A 21121-nucleotide genomic window follows, 5' to 3' on the forward strand; every position below is an offset into this window, starting at 1 on the left:
GCGCCCCGGGCTCAGACGAGATACTGCTTGAGTTCCTCGGTGATCAGCCCGTTCGAGGCGACCACGTCGTTGTCGCGGTTCCAGTGGATCTCCTCGCCGTTCCACTGGCTCAGACGCCCCTGCGCCTCCCAGACGACCACCGCGCCGGCGGCCACCGCGGGAATGTCCCACGAATGCAGCTTCGGCTCGAAGTAGGCGTCGTAGGTGCCGTCCGCCACCTTGCACAGGTCGAGCGAGGCGGGCCCCACGCGCTTGACGTCCGCGGGCCTGCCGGCCATGGCGCTCACGGTCTCGAGCGCGTGCACGGACTCCTTGGGGAAGTACGACATGCCGAAGCTCACCACCGAGCCGTCCAGCGTGGGCGTGATGGACGGCATGGCCTTCTCGCGCTTCTCGCCGATGGGCGTCTTGCGGATGCGGATCGCGCCGTTGCCGCGCGCGGCCACGTAGGTGACGCCGAGCGCCGGGGCGTGCACGACGCCCACGATCGGCCGCGGCTCGCCCTCGGCGTTCACCTCGAACAGCGAGATCGTCACGGTCCACTCGGCCATGTTGCGCACGTAGTTGATGACGCCGTCGACGTGGCCCACGCACCAGTAGCGCGCCCCGGGGCGCAGATCGCCGCCGGCGTCCTCCCAGAAGCCGTCGAACGGGTCCACGTGGATGAGACGGTTGCGGATGAACCGGATGAGCAGATCGTCCACCTCGGAGGTGAACTGGGAGCGGTCCTTGGGACGGTACATCATCTTGAGGTCATGCGGGTTCATCTGCTCCTGCAGGGCGTGCTTGCCCGCCTCGATGGCGACGTCCGCCGCCTTCAACGCCAGTGCTCGGCATTCCATGGTGTTCACTCCTCCATCGTCGTAGCCTCGATGCCCGTCGCGCCGCGTCATGCGCCTTGCGCCTTGTCCGTGCGACGCCCGTCCTCCTGCGCCGGACGCGTTCCTTGAGCACATCATACGCTCGGGGCCCGCGCGGCCGAAGTTCACGAATGTAGCATGCCCAGCATCTCCACGGCCGTCCCGGCGTGGCTCAGCGCGTCGGCGCACGCCTCCCGGCCGAACGCGGCGGGGTCGGACATGTCGAAGGTGAACGGCCCGCCCTGCGCGTCGCGCACGGTCAGATGCGTCCACGACGCGGCGATCGTCTCGGCGGGGAACCGGCGCACGACCTGCGCGCGCAGCCAGGCGCGCGTGTCCTCGGGCGGCTCGACCACGGCGTGGTCCACGCGCCCGGGATCCAGCACATGCTCGGTCAGACGCTCCATCCTGGAGAACAGCGAGGCACGCGGGTCCAGCGCCGCCCAGCCGAGGTCCAGCGCCCTGAGTCGCGCGTCGTCCCATGCCAGACCGCGCCGGGAGCGCAGCCGTTCCAGCAGCCGCCACTTGGCGAACCATTCGATGCGTCCGGCCTCGCGCTCCAGCCCGGCGAGCCGTTCGGCGTCGTCGGCGTGGCGGATGGCGGCCACGTCGGCGAGCGCCTGCCCCCACATCGCCATCACGGACGTCGTGGAGCGGTCCGGCCATGCGGGCTCGCCGCGCGTGTCGGTGCCGTACGTCGCGGCCGCGGCCTCGTAGACGGCGGCGCGCAGACGCACCTGCATCATCCATGCCGTGGTCGTGCCGCCCGCGGCGAGCGCCAGCGGCGTCTCCAGCGTCAGGTCGTGCGAGACGAGGTGCATGGCGTCCACCGGGTCGGCGAGCTCGAGCGAGTCGCACAGGGCGTCCACGTCGAACCCGACCCCGTCGGCGTGCTCGAGCAGCCACAGCAGCATGCTGGTCGTGCCGAGCTTGAGCACCTGCGGGGTCTCCATGCGGTTGGCGTCGCCCACGATGACGTGCAGGCGGCGGAAGCGCTCCGAGACGGCGTGCGGCTCGTCGCGCGTGTTGATGATCGGGCGTTCGAACGTGGTCTGCAGGCCCACCCGGGCATGGATGTAGTCGGCGCGCTGGCTCAGCTGGAATCCGGCGGTCTCGCTGCGCTCCCCCAGCCCCACGCGTCCGGAGCCAGCGTAGATCTGGCGGCTCACGAAGTGCGCGGTCATGAGACGGACCACGCGGTCGAACGGCACGGACCGCTCCATGAGGTAGTTCTCGTGGGTGCCCCAGCAGGCGCCCTTGCCGTCCACGTTGTTGCGATGCAGCGCGATGGGCGTGCCCGTGGCCGCGCTCGCCCGCTCGGCGGCGGCCTGCATGATCCGGTCGCCGGCATGGTCCCACGCCACGGCGTCGAACGGATCGCGCGTCTCGGGCGCCGAGTACTCGGGGTGCGCGTGGTCCACGTAGACGCGGGCGCCGTTGGCGGCGATGACGTTGGTGATGTTGAGCTGCGGCGCATCGGTGAGCATGTCCGGCCGGGCCGCGGCGCGTTCGAGCCGGTGCCCGCGCATGTCGTTGACGGGGTCCTCCTGCCGGTAGTCCCAGCGAATGTGGCGCGTGGCGGGCGTGGAGGCGCCGTCCACCACGTCGTAGGACAGCCTGACCGGGTTGAACCGGTCCGCCCCCGCCAGCGACACTCCGTACTCGGTCTCGGTGCCCATGATCCGCTTCACGCTCATCGTCGCGTCTCCCTTCCTCGTGCGCCTTCGTCCCGCATGTCCTTGTCCTCTTCGTCCTCTTCGTTCGTCTCGCGCCCGCGAGACGGCCCGTGCCGTCCCGGTGTTACCGTCTGACCGGCACGATGCGCGTGACGCGCCCGCCCTCGATGCCGGTGATGCGCGACCACTGCGCCGGGTCGGTGCTCGAGACGGCGTCGGCGGTTTCGCGGAACTCCTCGTCCGTCGCGTCGGCGAACAGCGCGGCGTCGAGCGCCACGTCCCGGCCGGAGGCGATGGACGACTTGACCGCGCGCGTCTTGGCGCGGTCGACGATGTTCCTCAGCGTGGCGCCGGAGACCACGTCGGCGAAGTACACGGCGTTCCAGTCGCCGTTCTCCTGCCGCACGTCGCACACGTGGCGGCGCTCCTCGCGCGCGAACACGTCGCGCGTCACGGCATCCACGAGCGAGGCGCGGTCGAGGCCGTCGGCGAGCGGCAGGTCCTCGGTCACGTAGTGGCACAGGATCGAGGCGGCCTGGGCGGCGTCCGGCCGGTCGATGCGGATCTTCACGTCGAGGCGTCCGGGACGCAGCACCGCCGGGTCGATCATGTCCACGCGGTTCGAGGCGCCGATCACGATGACGTTGTCGAGACTCTCCACGCCGTCGAGCTCGGCGAGGAACTGCGGCACGATCGTGGTCTCCACGTCGGACGAGACGCCGGTGCCGCGGGTGCGCAGCAGCGAGTCCATCTCGTCGATGAACACGATGACGGGACGGCCGTCCGCGGCGCGCTCGCGGGCGCGGGCGAAGATGAGGCGGATCAGGCGCTCGGACTCGCCCACGTACTTGTTGAGCAGCTCCGGCCCCTTGACGGACAGGAACACGCCGTCCACGCCGGGCTCCGCGTCCGACAGGCTGTGCGCCACGGCCTTGGCGATCATGGTCTTGCCGTTGCCGGGCGGACCGTACAGCAGCACGCCCTTGGGCGGGCGCAGGTCGTAGCGGCGGAACAGCGCGCGGTGGCGGAACGGCAGCTGCACGGCGTCGCGGATGCGTCCGATCTGCTCGGCGAGGCCGCCGATGTCGTCGAACGTGACGTCCGGCGTCTCCTCGAGCACCAGATCCGCGTCGTTCTCCGGCGGCAGCAGCTCGAGCGCCATGAGGTTGCCGGCGTCCACGGTCACCCGGTCGCCGCGGCGCACGGCCGCGGTGGTCAGCGCCGAGGAGCGACGCACGATGCTCAGCGTCCCCGACTGGTCGCGCACGATGAGCCGCGCGGCGTCCAGCGGCTGGTCCACCACGCGCACCGGGCCGGTCGCGGGGGTTTCGCGCGCCTCCACGAGCACCAGGTTCTCGTTGAGCAGCACGCTCTGTCCACACGCGAGGCGCGCGGCGTTGACCGTGGGGGCCACCGGCACGATCATGTGCCGGGAGCCGTTGATCACCTCGGCGCTGGCGTGCTGCACGCCGTCGTCGTCCACGGTGACCTGATCGACCCGCACCATCGTGGCGAACGTCTTGGGCGGCTGCGCCAGCTGGGCGAGCTGCGTCTTGGCCTTGCCGAGCTCCTGGCTGGCGCGTGTCAGCGCCCGCGCCAGCGCGTGGTTCTTGTCCCGCAGCCGGTCCAGCTGCTCGGCAAGCTCGTCCACGGTCGTGCCGTCCGCATGGGATCCACCGCGGGATGCATCGTCGAAGCCGACGTCGCCCATCGTCCTGTTCCGCCCTTCGTATAGTCCGTTCGCGTCATCCGTTCCGCCGTCACGCGTCGTCGCCGTCGTTCGCGGCGCCGTTGCGGCGTCCGATGACCACACTACGCACTTTGCGTCCGATCCACACCGCGATGACCACGACCACGGCGGCGATCACCACGTCCTCGAACACGCCGAGCGCGCCCTGGATGGCGCACCACCGCGAGCCGAGCCCGTAGCCCACGGAGATGAGGACGGTGTTCCACACGGCCGAGCCGAGCGCGGTCCATCCGGTGAAGCGGGCAAAGCCCATGCCGTTGAGGCCAGCGGGAATGGAGATGAGCGAGCGGACCACGGGAATCACGCGTCCCACGAGCACCGACCACGTGCCGTACCTGGTGAACCAGCCGTCCGCCCTGGCGATGTCATGCCTGCTCACGCCGGGGATCACGTCCGCGGCGCGCTGGATGCGGTGCAGGCCCACCCACCGCGCGATGCCGTACAGCGCCCATGCGCCGGCCACGGAGCCGGCCGTGGCCCAGACGATGGCGGAGACCAGCGGGAACAGCCCCCGCGAGGCGCTGAACCCGGCCAGCGGCAGGATCACCTCGCTGGGAATGGGCGGGAAGATGGATTCGAGGGCGATGGCGAGTCCCACGCCGAGGCCGCCGACCTGTTCCATGAGCCAGACGAGCCAGTCGGTGACGGAGGCGATGAGACCGGTGCCGGTGGAGCAAACTTCATGCATCCGGCCATTGTCCCAAGGTTTTCCGACAATCGGGGTCATGTCCGACGAAACTTTGCAAGCCCTTGAAACCTCTACGCCCGCGGCGAACGCGCCGACGCTGTCCCGGCCGGGACTGCTGGTGATGGACGTGGACTCCACGCTCATCGACGAGGAGGTCATCGACGAGCTCGGCGAGGCCGCCGGCTGCGGCGAGCGGATCGCCGAGGTGACCGAGCGCGCGATGCGCGGCGAACTGGAGTTCTGCGATGCGCTGCGCGCCCGCGTCGCGCTGCTGAAGGGCCTCCCCGTCTCAGTATTCGATACGGTCTATGAACATTTGCATTTCACGAACGGCGCGCTCGCGCTGATCGACGAGCTGCACGCGCACGGCTGGAAGGTGGGCGTGGTCTCGGGCGGATTCCACGAGGTGGTGGACCGGCTCGCCGCCGACGCGCGCATCGACTACTGGCTGGCGAACCGGCTGGGCGTGGCCGACGGCGCGCTCACCGGCGAGGTGCTGGGCGACATCGTGTGCAAGACCGTCAAGCTGCACGCGCTGCAGCAGTGGGCGAAGCGCGACGGCATCCCCATGGACCAGACCGTGGCCGTGGGCGACGGCGCCAACGACATTCCGATGATCCAGGCCGCGGGTCTCGGCATCGCGTTCTGCGCCAAGCCGAAGACCCAACTGGCCGCGCCCGAGGCGATCAACGAGCGCGACCTGACGAAGGTGCTCGACTTCCTGTCCTAGGCCCGCCGGATCAACGCCGCCCACATCGGGCGATCAATCATGCCGGACACTCACGCCACCAGACGGGTGCCGGCATAGTCCAGCGTGTATACGCATCGCCCATGCGCGCCGTCCTCATCGGCCGTCAGAATGCGTTCGCGTCCGTGGAATGACTCAGGACACCATGGTCCCGGGAAACCGGACTGATCGTTGACGTAAACGAGGCCGTCGGCCTCATAGCGCGCCGGGCCGCGGAACGGATGCGATGCGTCGCACAGGCGCAGCGCCCGACGGAGGAACGCGTAGACACGCCGGGAATCGTCAATGCCCTTCCCTGGTTCCTTCCCCGGGTCCGCCATGCCGCCGGCATAGACCATCGACCACACCGGCGCTCCTTCGAATAGAACGGTTTCCTGACCGGCGAACCGCCGCGAGCCGAAGTACACGTCACGATACAGCCACGGTCCCTCGCGGTATTCCAGCTGACGCGAACCGTCGAGCGCCGGAACCGCCTCGGCCGCGGCACCCGCGTCCTCGGCGCCGTAGGTGGCGCGTTTCGCCGCAACTAGGAACGGGATCAGCCCGTCCTGCGGAACATCACCGGTCATGATGCGGCGGACGGGCTCAGGCGAGACGGGCCTCGGCCGTCAGGCGTGCGCCGCGAGCCCAGTCGGCGGCGCGCATGGCCTTCTTGCCCTGCGCCTTGACCTGCAGCAGCTCCAGCGGATCGGTGGCCGTGCCCACCCACACGTTGCGCTTGCCGGCCTTCAGCTCGCCGGGCTTCAGGTCCGTAGGCGCATGCGGCTGCTCGGCAGGCACGACCGGACGCGCCTCGAGCACGTGCAGCGTGGCCGGCTCGGCGCCCTCCGTTTTTCCCTCGGCGTACAGTTCGCACCATGCGCCGGGATTGGGCGTGCAGGCGCGGATCTGCCGGTCGGCGGCGAACACGGGCACGTCAAAGCGGATGTGCGCGTCCTCCACGCTGATCTTGGCGGCCACCTCGAAGGCGCCGGGCTGCTGATCCACCGGCGCGATGCGGCCCTCGGCCATCGCCTCGAGCGCGGCGGCGAGCACGTGGGAGCCGTCCTCGGCCAGCCGCATGAGCAGTTCGCCGCTGGTCTCGTGAGCGCCGATCTCCACCGTGGACTGGGCGAGGATGGGACCGGCGTCCATCTGGCGGGTGATGCGGAACACGGTCGCGCCGGTCACTTCGTCGCCGGCCCAGATCGCGCGCTGCACGGGAGCCGCGCCGCGCCACTGCGGCAGCAGCGAGAAGTGCAGGTTGTACCAGCCGAGCGGCAGCGCGTCCAGCACGCGCTGCCTGAGGATCTTGCCGTAGGCGACCACGGCGGCCGCCTCGGCGCCGGTGTTCTTGAGCTCGTCAACGAACTCGGGTGCTGCCGGATCGGACTCGATGACCGGAATGCCAAGCTCGACGGCCGCGCGCTTGACCGGATTGGCCACGAGACGCCGGCCGCGGCCGGTGGGGGCGTCGGGTCGGGTGAGCACGGCGACGACTTTGAAATGCTCCGCATCCGCGGCCAGCGCCTTGAGCGAAGGCACGGCGACCTCGGGGGAACCTGCAAACAGAATCTTCAGCATTCCTCCACCATAACGCATGCGCCCCGCGCGCATGCCGCTGGGCTGTCCGGCAGCCACGCTGCCGGACAGCCCAGTGCAACGCCTACCTGACGGCGGGAATGCCCACGCCCGCATCGATGAGCAGCGCGCGCAGCCTGTACGGGTCGGTGAACCTGACGCCGCGGATGCCGGCCGAATTCGCACCCACGATGTTCATCGCCTTGTCGTCCACGAACACCGCGCCGGACGCCTCGATGCCGAACTCCTTCAGGGCGTACTCGTAGATGTCCGTGTGCGGCTTGCGCAGGCCGATCGGCCCGGAGACCACCTTGCCGTCGAGCGTGTGCAGGATCGGGTAGCCCTCCCACGCGATCGGGAACAGCTCGGCGGACCAGTTCGACAGGCCCCACACGCCCACGCCGGCGGCCCTGAGGTCCTCGATGAGCTTGCGGGCGCCGGGCACCGCACCGCCCAGAGAGTCCACGAAGTTCGCATCGTAGTAGCGGATCATCTCGGCCGCGCGTTCGCCGCGGTTGGCGAGCACCCACGCCTCGGCCTCCGCGCAGCTCGCGCCGCCGTCCATGAGGTCGGACGCCGAGTACAGGCCGGAGTTCGCGTCGTCGAGGAACCAGTCGATGCTCTCGCGCGAGTAGCGGCCCACCATCGCGTTGCCCGGGTCCCAGTAGACCAGCACGTTGCCGAAGTCGAAGATCACGTCCGTGATCGGCTTGCCTGCCGCCGCTGCCGCATTGCCGTCCGCGACCAGCACGTCCGCCGCCATCTCGGGCTCTCCCGGCCATCCCTTTGCCATGATGCACGTCCTTTCCTGCTGCCGATTGTCTCTGCGGTTTCATCGAATCACGGCAGCGCGACGACCGGCCGTCGCACAAGATTTCGGCAGGCTCATCTTGTGCGACGCGAACCGCACACTCCCGCACGCAACCGAAATGCCGCAATGGCGTCATTCCGCCGAAAGCCGCGTTTCATGCGCACATGGCCTGACGCACAAGATGAGCCTGCCGAAATCTTGTGACTCCTAGATGAGGTCCTTGGGATCCACCTGGAACCGCAGTTCGCCGGGCATGCGCGAGGCGACGCGCTTCGCGACGCCGGTCCTGAGCCGCAGCGCGAGCTCGGCGCGGCGGTCGGTCGTCACGCGCACCACGGCCTTGACCCGGTCGGCGGTCTCCTCCAGCTCGCGCGCGCTGATGGTGGCCGGCTGCGCGATCGGCACCGGCCCCAGCACGCCGGGCTGCGCCTCGCCGGACGGCATGTCCAGCACGGTCCAGTCCCCGGTCAGGGCGCCGATCTCCTCCAGCAGCCACATCACCGCGTCGCGCCGCCCCCACACGCAGGCGGCCGCGACCGCCGGAGGCAGGCCGGTCTCCCGACGTTCGGCAACCTCGCGCGAGGCCAGCATCGGCGCGTTCCACAGCATGAGCGACTGCGCAAGCACCGGATCGGTCTCCCCCAGCAGCAGCGCCTGCCCGCCCATGGTCCGCGGCCGGCACAGCGCCACCGCGCGCATCCATGCGGTCAGCGTGTCGGTACGGGCGTCCACGCCCATCGCGTACAGGCTGGTCCACGCGTCGAGGATCGCCACGGCCTGATAGCCGACCTGCTTCCGTCCCCCGCCGCCGACGGGTCTGACGCGCGGCTCGGCGCCCGGCGTGGCGATGACGAGCTGGGGACGGTCGGCCACGGACTCCACCACCCCGCCGGGCTGACGAGGGGACGAGACGACCACGGGAACGCCGCGGAACAGGCCCTCGAGCTCGGCCGCGGTGCCGGCGGCGCCCACGCGCACCACACGCATGCGGTCCCTGCCGCATTCCGCGCAATGCCAGCCCACGGCGGCGGCCCCGCACCACATGCACCGCGGAGCGCCCTCGTCGCGGCGCAGCGCCAACGGACCGGTGCATCTGGGACACCGTGCCTGCCGGTGGCAGGAGGCGCAGCTGAGCGTCTCGCCCACGCCTTCGGCGGGGATGGACATGAGTACCGGCCCCGCCTGCAGCGCCGCGGACAGCGCACGCACCGCGGTGTGCGGCACACGCGCACCGGCGGTCGGATCCCCGAGCGAGGCGAGCGTCTCGCGGTTGAGCCAGCGGACCCACGGCAGCGACTCCTTGGTGACCGTGGGCAGCGCATGGACCTTGGTCGCGCCGGACGCCTCGCTGATCGGACTGCGCGCGTGCGCGAGCGCCACGAACGCGCCGCCCCGCCGGCGGGCGCGCAGACGCAGCACGCCGCGCGCCTGGGCATACGGCATGAAGCCGTCGGCGTTCTGGTAGGCGACGTCGTCCACGATGGCGAACAGCGCCGCCCCGCGCACCGGCGCGTACATCGCGGCGCGGGTGCCGATCACGCAGCGCACCTGTCCGGCGGCCACGGCGAGATAGGCGCGGTAGCGTTCGGCGGGCGGCAGCGCCGCGCCGAGCACCACGAAGTCGCCGATCCAGCCGCCGTGCTGCGCCGCGGACGGCGCGAACCGGCGCAGACCCGCCTCCTCGAGCACCTCGGCGAGATCCTCGACGCGGCGCATGTCCGGCAGCACGGTCACCGCGGACCTGCCGGCCCCCATCGCCTCGGCGATCATCCACGCCGCGTCGCGCGCCCAGACCAGCGGACCGGGCAGCGCGTCGGCCACCACTTCGGCGAACCCGCGGCCCGTCAGGGCGTCCCGCCATTCCGAAGAACGGTCGTAACATGCGGCGACGCGCTTCCATTCGCGCTCCCCCAGCGCGTTCACGACTCCCATGAGTCGTTCCGCGGCGGACCCGGCGAAGCCCTCGCCGCCCGCGGCCAGCTCCTGCTCCCGCTCCACGCGGGCCACGCGCGCGGGCACCGCGACCCGCAGGATGTTGGCTCGCGTGCCGCCGTACCAGTCGGCCACGGCTTCGATGTCCCCGCGCATCTCCTCGCCCACCACCTCGACCGGGCTGAGCACCCGTTCGAGGTACCGCAGCGACGAGGACGGCGTGGGGCTCGTCGCCGTGCGATTCCAGATGACGCCGGTGAGCCGCTGCCCGCCGAACCGCACGCGCACCTGCACGCCGGGGCGTGCGGCCTCGTCGTCCCTGTCCTGCACGAGATAGTCGAACGTGCGCCCCAGATGGGTGGCCTGCACGTCGAGCACCACCTGCGCGATCGGATCGACGGCGGCCGGACGCCGCTGCGCGGGCGCGCGACGGCGTCGTCGCGGGGCGAGCCCGTCGAGCGTCAGCTGTTCGGCGTCCTGTGTGGTCATAGGGGTCATCTTAGTGACGGGACGGCCCCGTGCCGCGCAATGCGGACACGGGGCCGAAGGTCCGAATAGGCGGAACGTGCCGTCCGGCGGCTCACAGGGACGCGATGGCGGCCTTGAGCTCGTCCACCTTGTCGGTGCGCTCCCACGTGAAGTCGGCGTCGTCGCGGCCGAAGTGGCCGTATGCGGCGGTCTTCTTGTAGATCGGGCGCTTGAGGTCCAGCTCGTCGATGATGGCGGCGGGGCGCAGGTCGAACACCTTGCGCACTGCCGCGGCGATCTGGGCGCGGGTGACGCCCTCCTCCGTGCCGTAGGTCTCCACGTTGACGCTCACCGGGTCGGCGACGCCGATGGCGTAGGCCACCTGCACCTCGACCTTGTGCGCGAGGCCGGCGGCGACGATGTTCTTGGCCACCCAGCGGGTCGCGTACGCGGCGGAGCGATCCACCTTGCTCGGATCCTTGCCGGAGAACGCGCCGCCGCCGTGGTGCGCGGCGCCGCCGTACGTGTCGACGATGATCTTGCGGCCGGTCAGGCCCGCGTCGGCGGCCGGACCGCCGAGGATGAACGAGCCGGTGGGGTTGACGAGCTGACGGTAGTCGTCGTGCCTGACGTCGTCGCCCAGCTCCTCGTTCAGGACCGGGTCGATGACGTGCTCCTTCAGCTGCGCCTCAAGCCACTCGTGGGTCGCTTCGGGATCGTGCTGCGTGGAGATGAGCACGGTGTCGACGCGCAGCGGACGGTCGTTCTCGTCGTATTCGATGGTGACTTGGGTCTTGCCGTCCGGGCGCAGATGCGGCACGATGCCCTGCTTGCGCACCTGGGCGAGACGGTAGGCGAGCTTGTGTGCCAGATGGATCGGCAGCGGCATGAGCGCCTTGGTCTCGTCGGTGGCGTAGCCGAACATGACGCCCTGGTCGCCGGCGCCCTGGGCCTCGTAGCGCTCCTCGCGCGTGGCCTTGGACTCCTCGGCGGCGTCGAGGCGGGCGACGCCCTGGTTGATCTCGGCGCTCTGGCCGGTGATGGCCACCATGACGCCGCAGGAATCGGCGTCGAGCCCCACCTGGGAGCTGGTGTAGCCGATCTCGTGCAGCACTTCGCGCACCTTGGACTGCACGTCGCAGTAGCCGGAGGACGTGACCTCGCCGAAGACGAGGAACACGCCGGTCGCCGCGGAGGTCTCCACCGCCACGTGCGACTGCGGGTCCTGCGCCAGCAGGTCGTCAAGGATGGAATCAGAAATCAGATCGCAGACCTTGTCCGGATGCCCCTCGGTCACGGACTCGGCGCTGATGAGCTTGCGCTCCTGTGTCATATCATCCCTCTTTCGGACTTATCGCCCCGCGCGAGGACGCGCGAGGCACAATGATACGGTTTTTTCTTCTGTTGTTGCGGCCGCGTCCGCCTACGAAAAAGGCCCGTGCCAGACCGCTTCCGCGGTCGGCGCGAGCCTAAGGACGTTACGTTCGCCACCGGTGACCAGTTCTACCCGAGACTCCGGCCGACGGCAAGCGTGTCGGCGCAAATGCGACGGACGTCACGCATCCGTCGCACGGGAATCGGGAGGATCGAAGGATCAGTTGCCCTCGTTGACGTCGTCCTCGCCGAGCGTCTCCTCGAGCAGGCCGTCGTTGATCTCGCGGAACGCGATGGACAGCGGCTTCTCCTGGTTCTGGTACTCGACGAGCGGGCCGACGTTCTGCAGCAGGCCCTCGTTGAGCTGGGTGAAATAGGAGTTGATCTGACGCGCGCGCTTGGCGGCGAAGATCGCGAGCGCGTACTTGGAGTCGGCGTGCTCCATCAGATCGTCGATGGGCGGGTTCGCCAGACCGGACGGGGTGGGTTCGGTACCGAAAGCCATATGCGTTATCTCCAGACAATGGACGATTTGTCTCAATCGAGGCAAGTATAGCCTCACACGGGGACGGCGACGAAGTCCCGCGCAGATCCCCGAAAGTAACATCCTCGTGAATTCCACATTGTGAGTCTTGACAAAACCGCTGTCCCTTGCAAGGACTTGAATGGTCGTATGACCGAAATGCGATCTGCAAAACTCATGTCCGGCCGCGTCTTCGCAGGCGCGCGCGCCCTGTATCGTGCCGCTGGCGTCAGCGGCGACGACATGGGCAAGAAGCCCATCATCGCCATCGCGAACTCCTTCGACGAGTTCCTGCCCGGCCACGTCCACCTCAACAAGGTGGGACGCATCGTGTCCGAGGCTATCAAGGAGGCCGGCGGCATCCCCCGCGAGTTCAACACCATGGCCGTCGACGACGGCATCGCCATGGGCCACACCGGCATGCTGTACTCGCTGCCGAGCCGCGACATCATCGCCGACACGGTCGAGTACCAGTGCAACGCGCACTGCGCCGACGCCCTGATCTGCATTCCGAACTGCGACAAGGTCGTCCCCGGCATGCTCATGGCGGCGCTGCGCCTCAACATCCCGACCGTGTTCGTCTCCGGCGGCCCGATGGAGGCCGGCACCACGGTGCTGGCGGACGGCACCGTCAAGAAGAACACCGACCTCATCTCCGTGATGTACGCCTCCGCCGACGACAACGTCTCCGAGGAGGATCTGCTCAACTACGAGAAGACCGTGTGCCCGACGTGCGGCTCCTGCGCCGGCATGTTCACCGCCAACTCGATGAACTGCCTCACCGAGGCGATCGGTCTGGCCCTGCCCGGCAACGGCACCATCCTCGCCTCGCACAAGTACCGCAAGGACCTGTTCGTGCGCGCCGCGCAGCAGGTCGTGAAGATCGCGAACCAGTACTACCGCGACTCCGACGACTCCGTGCTGCCGCGCTCCATCGCCACCAAGCACGCGTTCGAGAACGCCATGACCATGGACGTGGCCATGGGCGGCTCCACGAACACCGTGCTGCACATCCTCGCCATGGCGCAGAGCGCCGACGTGGACTTCACGCTGGACGACATCGAGCGCATCAGCCACACCGTGCCGTGCATCTGCAAGGCCAGCCCGTCCGGCAAGTGGGAGATCTCCGACGTGCATCGCGCCGGCGGCATCACCGGCATCCTCGGTGAGCTCGACCGCGCCGGCAAGCTGCACCGCGACGTGCACTCCATCGACTACCCGAGCCTCGAGGCGAAGCTGGACGCGTGGGACATCATGCGCCCCACCTGCACCGAGGAGGCCAAGACCATGTACCATGCGGCCCCCGGCCACATCATCTCCCCCGATCCGTGGACGCATGAGACCCTGTTCGACTCGCTCGACACGGACCGCGTCAACGGCGCCATCCACGACATCGACCACCCGGAGATCCACGAGGGCGGCCTCGCCGTGCTGCGCGGCAACCTCGCGCCCGACGGCTGCGTGGTGAAGACCGCCGGCGTGCCGCAGGAGATCTGGAAGTTCCGCGGCCCGGCGCTCGTGGTGGAGTCGCAGGAGGAGGCCATCAAGGTCATCCTCGACGACACGCTCAAGCCCGGCATGGCGCTCGTCATCCGCTACGAGGGTCCGAAGGGCGGCCCCGGCATGCAGGAGATGCTTTACCCGACGTCGTTCGTCAAGGGCAAGGGCATCGGCAAGCAGGTGGCCATGCTCACCGACGGCCGCTACTCCGGCGGCTCCTCCGGCCTGGCCATCGGCCACATCGCGCCCGAGGCCGCCAACAAGGGTCCGATCGCGCTCATCAAGAACGGCGACATCATCAGCATCGACATCGAGGCGCGCACCGTGAACGTGGAGCTCACGGACGAGCAGCTCGCCGAGCGCCGCGCCGAGCTCGAGGCCGGCGACGGCTACGTGGCGCACCGCGACCGCAAGGTGTCGCAGGCCCTCAAGGCCTACGCCGCGTTCGCCCGCTCCGCGGACAAGGGCGCTACGCGAGATCCGGAGCTGATCAACCGTCTCTCCGGCCTCGCCTGATCCGCGTTTCGGACGCACTGTCCCCATACGAGGGAATGCCCCGCATCCTACGATGCGGGGCATTCCCATATCGGCACCGGAACATCCTTAGCCGGATTCGTGCTCTCTCCCGACGGACATCCGGGTCTCGCGGAATAACGCGTGCGACATCAAGGCGTACCGAAGGAAGACGTACGAAGGTACGTCGACTGAGGCGCTGCGCTGACGCGCAGCCGTCGCGGCCTTCGCGGCCGCTCCCCTCGCCTACGGGAAGCCCACCGGGCTTCCCGCTTAACGGCTCAGCGCAGATGGCGCTCCGTTATTCCGCGATGCCGTACTCCTGCGCGATGAGGCGCCACAGCTCCTCCGCCGCCTCGTCGACCGTGGCGTTGACGATGGTGACGTCGAATTCGGATTCGGCGGCGAGTTCGACCTTGGCGGTTTCGAGGCGGCGGGCCTGCTGCTCGGGGGTTTCGGTGCCGCGTCCGATGAGGCGGCGCCTGAGCTCGTCGAAGCTGGGCGGGGCGATGAAGACGAAGAGGACCTCGAGGCCGAGCTCGGCGGCGCGCTGGCGGACGCGGCGGGCGCCCTGGAGGTCGATCTCGAGGATGGTGGGGACGCCGGCGGCGAGGTGCTCCTGGACGGGGGCGAGCGGGGTGCCGTAGTGCGCCATGCCGTGGACGACGGCGGTCTCGAGGAACTCCCCCGCGCGCTCCTTGGCGAGGAACTCGTCGTCGGTCATGAACCAGTAGTTGACGCCGTTGATCTCGCCGGGGCGCGGGGCGCGGGTGGTGGCGGAGACGGACACCCAGACCTCGGGGTGCGCGGCGCGCAGCGCGGCCTCGACGGTGCCCTTGCCGACGGCGGTGGGACCGGAGAGGACGAGCAGGCGGCCGGACGGGGATGCGGATGACTGGACGGGCGAGGTCACTGGCGAGGCTCCTTGGAGGATGCGGCGGCGGGGGCGGAATCCCCCGTGGTCTTGGATGGATCGAAGGAAGAACGGACGGCGGGGGCGGGGACGGACGCCGATTCGTCGGTCTGCGGGGCGGATTCGGTCGGGTCGTCCACGTCGGGGACGGCGTCGGCCGCGCCGGAGGATGCGGCGGCGGATTCGCCGGTGGCCGCGAAGGTGAGCGGCGTGGCGGTCTCCGTGGCCTTCTTGGGCATGGACACGATGCCCGAGGGAGTCTCGTCGGACGGTTCCTCGGTGGCCTCGAGCAGCGCCTGACGCACGTCGAGCGCGATCGACTCGGTGGCCTGGGAGAGCATGGCGATGTCCGGCCCGTGCGCGGCGATGAAGCGGGACACGGTGACGAGCACGTTGCCCTTGGTGCCCTTGAACACGGTCTTGAGGTCCTTGGCCTCGGCGCCCTGCCAGCCGTAGCCCGGGGAGAGGATCGGTCCGGTGAACTGCGCCGGGTCCACGCCGGAGTCGCTGATCCACTGGCCGATGGTGGCGCCGATGATGAGGCCCACGGATCCCATGCCCTCGATGCCCTCGTTGTGCTTCTGCGCGGTGCTGGCGATGCCGTAGGCGACGGTCCTGCCCTTGTAGTCGCCGCTCTGGCGGATGGCGGTCTGCAGGCTGGCGCCCTCCTCGTTGGAGGTGAGGGAGGCGATGAACACGCCGCGCCCGTTGTCGAGCGCTTCGTCGATGAGGCCGGACAGGGACCGCGCGCCGTAGTACGGCAGCAGCGTGATGGCGTCGGCCAGCAGCGGGGCGCCCGGCTTGAAGTAGGCGTCGGCGATGGCCGAGATGGTGGTGGACAGTCCGCCGTGTAGGCAGTCCACGATGGTGATGATGCCCATCTGGCGCGCCGCGTAGAGGACGCGCTCGAGCGCCGCGAATCCCTTGGATCCGTAGCGCTCGAACATGGGCGTCTGGAACTTGACCGCGGCGGCCCGGCCGTGGGCCGCCTGCAGCATGCGCATGGAGAAGAGCTCGGCTCCCTCCGCGTCCACGTTGTATCCCCAGTCGGTGAGGATCTTGCGGTGGGGATCGATGCCGACGCACAGCGGACCGTACTTGTCCATGCACGTCTTGAGCCTCAGGCCGAAGTCCGACCTCTGCACATCCATCTGGTTCCCACCGCTCATGTCCATCAGAAGTCCCGGCTTTCTAGCTCGAAGAGCTGCTTGGAATGCTCCTGAATGCTCAGGATCTGATAGTCATTATGGCGCACGGCCTCGATAGCCAGCAGCACGGCGGAGAATTCGGTCATCGTCGTGAACTGGGGCAGGTCGGCCGCGATGGCGGCCGCGCGGATGGAGTAGCCGTCCGAGCGGGAGCCGCGGGAGTTGGGCGTGTTGAGGATCATGTCGATCTTGCCCTCCTCGATGAGCTGGACGACGTTCTTGCCCACCGAGCCCTTGGCGTGCTGGATCTTGACCGGAGCCTCCGGGTCGGAGTCGACGCGGGTGCTGATCTTGTCCACGATCTTCGATTCGATGCCGTAGCGGCTGAGCACGGAGGCGGTGCCCTCGGTGGCCCAGATCGTGAATCCGAGCTCCACGAGGCGCACGGCCATGAGCGGCAGCTGCTTCTTGTCGGCGTCGTTCACCGAGATGAACACGTTGCCCTTGGTCGGCAGACCGCCGTCGTACGCGGCGAGCTGGCTCTTGGCGAACGCGTGCGGGAAGTCGCGGTCGAAGCCCATGACCTCGCCGGTCGAGCGCATCTCGGGTCCGAGGAGGATGTCGACGGTCTTGCCCACCGGCGTGCGGAAGCGCTTGAACGGCAGCACGGACTCCTTGACGGCCACCTGCTGGCCGGGGCGGATGATGCCGCCGTCGCCCTTGGGCAGCAGCAGGCCGTTGGCGCGCTGGTCGGCGATGGTCTCCCCCGCCATGATGCGCGCGGCGGCCTTGGCCAGCGGCACGCCGGTCGCCTTGGAGGCGAACGGCACGGTGCGGGAGGCGCGCGGGTTGGCCTCGATGACGTACAGCGTGTTGGCCATGAATGCGTACTGGACGTTGATCAGGCCCTTGACGCCGCAGCCCTTGGCGATGGCGTACGTGCCCTCCCTGAGGCGGCGGATCTGGTCGTCGGACAGCGTGCACGGGGGCAGCGTGCAGGCGGCGTCGCCGGAGTGGACGCCGGCCTCCTCGATGTGCTCCATGATGCCGCCGATGTACAGCTCCTCGCCGTCGAACAGGGCGTCGACGTCGATCTCGATGGCGTCCTGCAGGAACTTGTCGATGAGCAGCGGGCTGGGGAGCCTGCCGGAGACGACCGTGTCGGCCTTGGCCTCGTCGAGCGCGCGGTTGACGTACTTGGTCAGCTGCGCGTCGTCGTACACAATCTCCATGCCGCGGCCGCCGAGCACGTAGCTCGGACGCACGAGCACCGGGTAGCCGATGTTGTGCGCGGCCTCGCGGGCCTCCTCGAGGCTCAGGGCGGTGCCGTAGCGCGGCGCGTTCATGTGCTCGCGGGCCAGCACCTCGCCGAACAGCTCGCGGTTCTCCGCAAGGTCGATCGACTCGGGCGTGGTGCCGAGGATCGGCACGCCGGCGGCCTTGAGTCGCGCAGCGAGCGAGAGCGGGGTCTGGCCGCCGAGCTGCACGATGACGCCCTTGACGGGGCCCATCTTCTTCTCGGCCTCGTAGATCTCCAGCACGTCCTCGAACGTGAGCGGCTCGAAGTACAGGCGGTCGGACATGTCGTAGTCGGTGGACACGGTCTCGGGGTTGCAGTTGACCATGATCGTGTCGTAGTCCTTGCCGAGCTCCTGCACGGCGTGCACGCACGTGTAGTCGAACTCGATGCCCTGGCCGATGCGGTTCGGGCCGGAGCCGAGGATGATCACGGCCTCGCGATCGCGCGGGCGCAGCTCGGTCTCGTCGGCGTAGCAGCTGTAGTAGTACGGCGTGACCGCGTCGAACTCGGCGGCGCAGGTGTCCACGGTCTTGTAGACCGGACGCAGGCCAAAGCTCCAGCGCAGCTCGCGCACGGTGTTCTCGCCCTCGTCGCCGAGGTGGCGCAGGTGGGCGATCTGCAGATCGGACAGACCTGCGAGCTTGGCCTTCTTCAGCAGCTTCGGGGTGAGGGTCTCGGCGGCCTGCACCTGCAGCGCGGTCTCGTTGATGCGACGCAGCTGCTCGATGAACCACGGGTCGATCTTCGTGGCGTCGAAGATCTGCTTCGGCGTGGCGCCGCCCCACATGGCGCGCTGGATCTGCAGGTAGCGGTGCTCAGTGGGCGTGTGGATGGCCCTGAGCAGCTCCTCCACCTCGGCCTGGTCCGGCTTCTCGCCGTCCCAGCTGAAGCCCATGTGGCGCTTGTCGATGGAGCGCATGGCCTTGCCGAGCGACTCCTGGAAGTTGCCGCCGAGCGCCATGGCCTCGCCCACGGACTTCATGGACGTGGTCAGGGTCGGGTCCGCGCCGGGGAACTTCTCGAACGCGAAGCGCGGCACCTTGGTGACCACGTAGTCGATGGTCGGCTCGAACGAGGCCGGCGTGGACTGCGTGATGTCGTTGCGGATCTCGTCGAGCGTGTAGCCGAGGGCCAGCTTCGTGGCGATCTTGGCGATCGGGAAGCCGGTGGCCTTGGAGGCGAGGGCGGACGAGCGGGAGACGCGCGGGTTCATCTCGATGACGATGATGCGGCCGGTCTCGGGGTGCACGGCGAACTGGATGTTGCAGCCGCCGGTGTCCACGCCCACGCCGCGGATGATGGCGATGCCGATGTCGCGCAGCTTCTGGTACTCGCGGTCGGTGAGCGTGAAGCACGGCGCCACGGTGATGGAGTCGCCGGTGTGCACACCGACCGGGTCGACGTTCTCGATCGGGCAGACGACCACGACGTTGTCGTTGCGGTCGCGCATGAGCTCGAGCTCGAATTCCTTCCAGCCCTCGATGCCCTCCTCGATGAGCACCTCGTCCGTGGGCGAGTAGTGGATGCCGGCGCCGGCGATGCGGTGCAGCTCCTCCTCGTTGTGCGCGATGCCGGAGCCGAGGCCGCCCATGGTGAAGCTCGGGCGCACGACCAGCGGGTAGCCGAAGCGCTCCGCGATGCGGTCGACCTCCTCGATGGAGTGCGCGATGTCGCTGCGCGCGGATTCGGCGCCGGCCTGCTCGACGACCTTCTTGAACAGCTCGCGGTCCTCGCCGCGGTCGATGGCGTCCAGCGAGGCGCCGATGAGCTCGACGCCGTACTTCTTGAGCACGCCGGCCTCGCCGAGCGCCATGGCGGCGTTGAGGGCCGTCTGGCCGCCCAGCGTGGGCAGCAGCGCGTCGGGGCGCTCCTTGGCGATGATCTGCTCGAGGATCGGCGTGGCGATCGGCTCGATGTAGGTGGCGTCGGCCATCTCCGGATCGGTCATGATGGTGGCCGGGTTGGAGTTCACGAGGATGACGCGGATGCCCTCCTCGCGCAGCACGCGGCAGGCCTGGGTGCCGGAGTAGTCGAACTCGGCGGCCTGACCGATGACGATCGGGCCGGAGCCGATGACCATCACGGACTTGATGTCTGTGCGCTTGGGCATGTCACTTACCTTCCTTGGAGCTCTTCATCAGCTCGACGAAACGATCGAACAGATAGGCGGCGTCGTGCGGGCCGGCGGCCGCCTCAGGGTGGTACTGCACGGAGAACGCGGGGATGTCGAGGCACTGCAGGCCTTCGACCACGTCGTCGTTGAGATCGATGTGGCTGACTCGGACCTTGCCGTACTTGCCGTTCTCGTACGGCGCGTCCACCGGCTCGCCCTTGGGCGCGTCGACGGCGAAGCCGTGGTTGTGCGCGGTGACCTCCACCTTGCCGGTGGTCAGGTCCATGACCGGCTGGTTGATGCCGCGGTGGCCGAACTTGAGCTTGTACGTGCCGAATCCGAGCGCGCGGCCGAGGATCTGGTTGCCGAAGCAGATGCCGAAGAACGGGTAGCCGGCGTCGAGCACCTGGCGCAGCAGGGCAACGATCTGGTCGGCTTCGCCCGGGTCGCCGGGGCCGTTGGAGAAGAACACGCCGTCGGGGTTGAGCGCCTCGATCTGCTCGAACGTGGTGGTGGACGGCACGACGTGCACGCGCACGCCGCGCTCGGCCATGCGGTGCGGGGTCATGCCCTTGATGCCGAGGTCCACGGCGGCGACGGTGAACAGCGGCTCCCTGCCTTCGAACTCGCCGCACGGCTCGACCGTGTAGGTCTCCTTGGTGCTGACCTCGTCGTACAGGCTCAATCCCTGCATCTGCGGCGTGGCCTTGACCTGATCGAGCAGCGCGTCGACGGACTTCACGCCGCCGTCCTCGGCGAGCAGCGCGTCCCCGGAGAAGATGCCGGCGCGCATCACGCCCGCGGAGCGCAGGTGGCGCACGAGCTTGCGCGTGTCGATGCCGCTGATGCCGACGATGCCATCCCCGGCCAGATCGTCGTCCAGGCTGCCGTCGGCGCGCCAGTTGCTCACGATCGGGCTGGGATCGCGCACCACGTAGCCGGCGACCCAGATGCGGCCCGACTCGGGATCCTCATGATTGACGCCGGTGTCGCCGATGTGCGGGAACGTCTGAACGACGATCTGGCGATCGTAGCTCGGATCGGTCAGCGTCTCCTGGTATCCGGTCATGCCGGTCGCGAACACGATCTCTCCAGTGGTCGATCCCGACGCGCCGTAGGGCTCGCCGACATAGACCTGACCGTCCTCGAGCACGAGGACGGCGTCTTCCGGGGAAAAGCTCAGGTTCACCACAACCCCCTTGTATTCAGGATATTCTCAATTACCATAATCGCCGGCGCGGACG

General features: G+C 69.0%; 15 protein-coding genes, 1 pseudogene and 1 riboswitch. Of the genes and pseudogenes, 2 read left to right on the forward strand and 14 right to left on the reverse strand.

Annotated elements, in window-relative coordinates; all coding sequences use genetic code 11:
• Positions 1–11: 11 nt before the first annotated feature.
• The 4 genes from G1C96_RS02725 to G1C96_RS02740 all read right to left on the reverse strand — a co-directional run bounded on the left by G1C96_RS02725 (position 12) and on the right by G1C96_RS02740 (position 4974).
• Positions 12–842 (reverse strand): inositol monophosphatase family protein, encoded by an 831-nt coding sequence (locus tag G1C96_RS02725; RefSeq protein WP_169275086.1) that lies wholly within the window; start codon positions 840–842, stop codon positions 12–14.
• Between the two features lie 143 nt (positions 843–985).
• Positions 986–2557, reverse strand: a complete 1572-nt coding sequence (dop, locus tag G1C96_RS02730; protein ID WP_169275087.1) for a depupylase/deamidase Dop — start codon at positions 2555–2557, stop codon at positions 986–988.
• Positions 2558–2660: 103 nt separating this feature from the next.
• On the reverse strand, positions 2661–4247 hold the full coding sequence (gene arc, locus G1C96_RS02735) for a proteasome ATPase (protein ID WP_169275088.1): 1587 nt from the start codon (positions 4245–4247) through the stop codon (positions 2661–2663).
• 49 nt (positions 4248–4296) lie between these two features.
• The gene (locus G1C96_RS02740) at positions 4297–4974 is read right to left on the reverse strand and encodes a DedA family protein (RefSeq protein ID WP_417852159.1); all 678 of its coding nucleotides are present in this window, start codon (positions 4972–4974) and stop codon (positions 4297–4299) included.
• Between the two features lie 37 nt (positions 4975–5011).
• Here G1C96_RS02740 and serB point away from each other — a divergent pair, with 37 nt between their 5' ends.
• On the forward strand, positions 5012–5704 hold the full coding sequence (gene serB, locus G1C96_RS02745) for a phosphoserine phosphatase SerB (RefSeq protein ID WP_169275090.1): 693 nt from the start codon (positions 5012–5014) through the stop codon (positions 5702–5704).
• A 50-nt stretch (positions 5705–5754) separates the two neighbouring features.
• Here serB and G1C96_RS02750 read toward each other — a convergent pair whose 3' ends face one another.
• The 6 genes from G1C96_RS02750 to rpoZ form a co-directional block, all read right to left on the reverse strand.
• A complete protein-coding gene (locus G1C96_RS02750; protein WP_169275091.1) occupies positions 5755–6291 on the reverse strand; it encodes a DUF5680 domain-containing protein in 537 nt (178 codons plus the stop codon).
• Between the two features lie 16 nt (positions 6292–6307).
• A complete protein-coding gene (gene fmt / locus G1C96_RS02755; protein WP_169275092.1) occupies positions 6308–7285 on the reverse strand; it encodes a methionyl-tRNA formyltransferase in 978 nt (325 codons plus the stop codon).
• A gap of 82 nt (positions 7286–7367) precedes the next feature.
• Entirely contained in the window at positions 7368–8075 is a 708-nt protein-coding gene (locus tag G1C96_RS02760; RefSeq protein WP_169275093.1) for an HAD family hydrolase, read from the reverse strand.
• A gap of 225 nt (positions 8076–8300) precedes the next feature.
• Positions 8301–10514, reverse strand: a complete 2214-nt coding sequence (locus G1C96_RS02765) for a primosomal protein N' family DNA-binding protein (RefSeq protein WP_169275094.1) — start codon at positions 10512–10514, stop codon at positions 8301–8303.
• Between the two features lie 91 nt (positions 10515–10605).
• Positions 10606–11826 carry a methionine adenosyltransferase gene (metK, locus tag G1C96_RS02770; RefSeq protein ID WP_169275095.1) on the reverse strand — a complete coding sequence of 407 codons (1221 nt, stop codon included), beginning with the start codon at positions 11824–11826 and terminating at the stop codon, positions 10606–10608.
• A riboswitch (SAM riboswitch) is annotated at positions 11822–11884 on the reverse strand. Its footprint overlaps the gene before it by 5 nt.
• Positions 11885–12087: 203 nt before the next feature.
• Positions 12088–12372 (reverse strand): DNA-directed RNA polymerase subunit omega, encoded by a 285-nt coding sequence (gene rpoZ, locus G1C96_RS02775; RefSeq protein ID WP_169275096.1) that lies wholly within the window; start codon positions 12370–12372, stop codon positions 12088–12090.
• A 168-nt stretch (positions 12373–12540) separates the two neighbouring features.
• On the opposite strand from rpoZ, the gene ilvD reads away from it, so the two are divergent.
• Positions 12541–14406: a dihydroxy-acid dehydratase gene (gene ilvD, locus G1C96_RS02780; RefSeq protein ID WP_169275097.1), complete on the forward strand. Its 1866-nt coding sequence runs from the start codon at positions 12541–12543 to the stop codon at positions 14404–14406.
• Between the two features lie 298 nt (positions 14407–14704).
• On the opposite strand, the gene gmk is transcribed toward ilvD, so the two are convergent.
• From gmk to carA, 4 genes and pseudogenes are all read right to left on the reverse strand, one after another.
• A complete protein-coding gene (gene gmk / locus G1C96_RS02785) occupies positions 14705–15316 on the reverse strand; it encodes a guanylate kinase (RefSeq protein ID WP_169275098.1) in 612 nt (203 codons plus the stop codon).
• Positions 15317–15579: 263 nt separating this feature from the next.
• A pseudogene (gene pyrF, locus G1C96_RS02790) lies at positions 15580–16467 on the reverse strand (orotidine-5'-phosphate decarboxylase); the annotation flags it as partial.
• Between the two features lie 23 nt (positions 16468–16490).
• The gene (carB, locus tag G1C96_RS02795) at positions 16491–19874 is read right to left on the reverse strand and encodes a carbamoyl-phosphate synthase large subunit (RefSeq protein ID WP_169275099.1); all 3384 of its coding nucleotides are present in this window, start codon (positions 19872–19874) and stop codon (positions 16491–16493) included.
• A 1-nt stretch (position 19875) separates the two neighbouring features.
• Entirely contained in the window at positions 19876–21066 is a 1191-nt protein-coding gene (gene carA / locus G1C96_RS02800; RefSeq protein WP_335341907.1) for a glutamine-hydrolyzing carbamoyl-phosphate synthase small subunit, read from the reverse strand.
• Positions 21067–21121 lie beyond the last annotated feature (55 nt).

The organism is Bifidobacterium moraviense (assembly GCF_012932365.1).
Lineage (GTDB): Bacteria > Actinomycetota > Actinomycetes > Actinomycetales > Bifidobacteriaceae > Bifidobacterium > Bifidobacterium moraviense.

What these genes read in the sequence shown, in the direction of transcription:
- serB (WP_169275090.1), top strand. Translation starts at nt 5,012, where the DNA reads ATGTCCGACGAAACTTTGCAAGCCCTTGAAACCTCTACGCCCGCGGCG.
- G1C96_RS02760 (WP_169275093.1), bottom strand. Translation starts at nt 8,075, where the DNA reads ATGGCAAAGGGATGGCCGGGAGAGCCCGAGATGGCGGCGGACGTGCTG.
- G1C96_RS02725 (WP_169275086.1), bottom strand. Translation starts at nt 842, where the DNA reads ATGGAATGCCGAGCACTGGCGTTGAAGGCGGCGGACGTCGCCATCGAG.
- arc (WP_169275088.1), bottom strand. Translation starts at nt 4,247, where the DNA reads ATGGGCGACGTCGGCTTCGACGATGCATCCCGCGGTGGATCCCATGCG.
- metK (WP_169275095.1), bottom strand. Translation starts at nt 11,826, where the DNA reads ATGACACAGGAGCGCAAGCTCATCAGCGCCGAGTCCGTGACCGAGGGG.
- carB (WP_169275099.1), bottom strand. Translation starts at nt 19,874, where the DNA reads ATGCCCAAGCGCACAGACATCAAGTCCGTGATGGTCATCGGCTCCGGC.
- dop (WP_169275087.1), bottom strand. Translation starts at nt 2,557, where the DNA reads ATGAGCGTGAAGCGGATCATGGGCACCGAGACCGAGTACGGAGTGTCG.
- G1C96_RS02740 (WP_417852159.1), bottom strand. Translation starts at nt 4,974, where the DNA reads ATGCATGAAGTTTGCTCCACCGGCACCGGTCTCATCGCCTCCGTCACC.
- fmt (WP_169275092.1), bottom strand. Translation starts at nt 7,285, where the DNA reads ATGCTGAAGATTCTGTTTGCAGGTTCCCCCGAGGTCGCCGTGCCTTCG.
- G1C96_RS02750 (WP_169275091.1), bottom strand. Translation starts at nt 6,291, where the DNA reads ATGACCGGTGATGTTCCGCAGGACGGGCTGATCCCGTTCCTAGTTGCG.
- G1C96_RS02765 (WP_169275094.1), bottom strand. Translation starts at nt 10,514, where the DNA reads ATGACCACACAGGACGCCGAACAGCTGACGCTCGACGGGCTCGCCCCG.
- ilvD (WP_169275097.1), top strand. Translation starts at nt 12,541, where the DNA reads ATGACCGAAATGCGATCTGCAAAACTCATGTCCGGCCGCGTCTTCGCA.
- rpoZ (WP_169275096.1), bottom strand. Translation starts at nt 12,372, where the DNA reads ATGGCTTTCGGTACCGAACCCACCCCGTCCGGTCTGGCGAACCCGCCC.